We start from the raw sequence: 1,030 nt of genomic DNA on the forward strand, positions 1-1,030 counted from the left end.
CCGGCGGGGGCGTGAGCGGGCCCGGGCGCGGGGAGGGGCCGCCCGCGTGGTGCGGGCGGCCCCTCCCCGTGGGTCCTCGGCTCGCGCGGTCCTCAGCTCGTGAGGTCCCGCTGCCAGTCCTCCGTGCACTGCTGGACGACGGCCTGGTCACCGTTCGACCCCTCCAGGCAGCTCCAGTACTCGTCGCTGTTGGCGACGAGCCAGACGGACAGCGCGCTGACGGCGGCCGCCACCACGAGCGCGACCACCCCGATGACGAGACCGGCGAGCGCGACGCCGCCGTTGCCGGCGCGCCCCTGCTTGACCCGCCGGCGTGCCGCGACGGCGAGGACCACGGCCACGACGGCCAGCACCAGGCCGATCACCCCGATGAAGGGCACCCACGCGACGAGCAGCGCCAGCACCGCCAGCACCAGCGCGGCGACCCCCAGCCCGTTGCGCTGCGGGGCGGCGGGGGTCTGCTCGCCGTAGGCGGCGGGGTACCCGGGCGGCGGCGGCGGGTACGACGACATGGTGGTTCTCCTCGCTCGGGTGGCCGGTGGCTCCGGGAGCCGGTGGCACAGGACCCTCCCAGGATCCCGGGGTCCCGGCGCGCGCGGATCACCCGTCCGGCGCAGGTCGCGTCGGTCGTCGGGAGGAGGTCCCCACCGGCCCCGGCGGAGGGCCGGCGGGAGGTCAGCGGTAGGTCGTCGTCACCCGCCGCGTCGACCACGAGTACGTCATCGCCCCGCCCTCGAAGCGCTGCCGCACCCCACCGGGCACCACCTGCTCCTCCGAGGCGGGGAAGCCCAGCCGGCCCAGCTCCCAGCGCTGCGCCGCCCAGGCGTCGCGGATCGCGCCCTTGACCAGCTGCGCACCCGTCGCCGGGCTCCAGTACACCGACCCGCCCTGGAAGGCGGTGAACGCCCCGCCCCGCACCGGCACCTCACCCGTCACGGGGAAGCCCAGCGGGCCCAGCTCCCAGCCCAGCGCGCCCCAGCGGTCCCGGATCGCGCCCTTGACCAGCTGCGCACCCGTCGCCGGGCTCCAG

Annotated in this window: 2 protein-coding genes; both read right to left on the reverse strand. The window is 77.2% G+C overall.

Going from position 1 to position 1,030, the window contains the following annotated elements:
* Nucleotides 1-92: 92 nt before the first annotated feature.
* Complete coding sequence (locus tag ABEB16_RS18755) at nt 93-512, reverse strand: DUF4190 domain-containing protein (protein WP_345713731.1); 420 nt, start codon at nt 510-512, stop codon at nt 93-95.
* A gap of 163 nt (nt 513-675) precedes the next feature.
* Nucleotides 676-1,030 (reverse strand): LGFP repeat-containing protein (locus ABEB16_RS18760; protein WP_425560251.1); only part of this gene is annotated, 355 nt, incomplete at its 5' end.

This window comes from Kineococcus glutinatus, from assembly GCF_039542765.1.
Lineage (GTDB): Bacteria > Actinomycetota > Actinomycetes > Actinomycetales > Kineococcaceae > Kineococcus_A > Kineococcus_A glutinatus.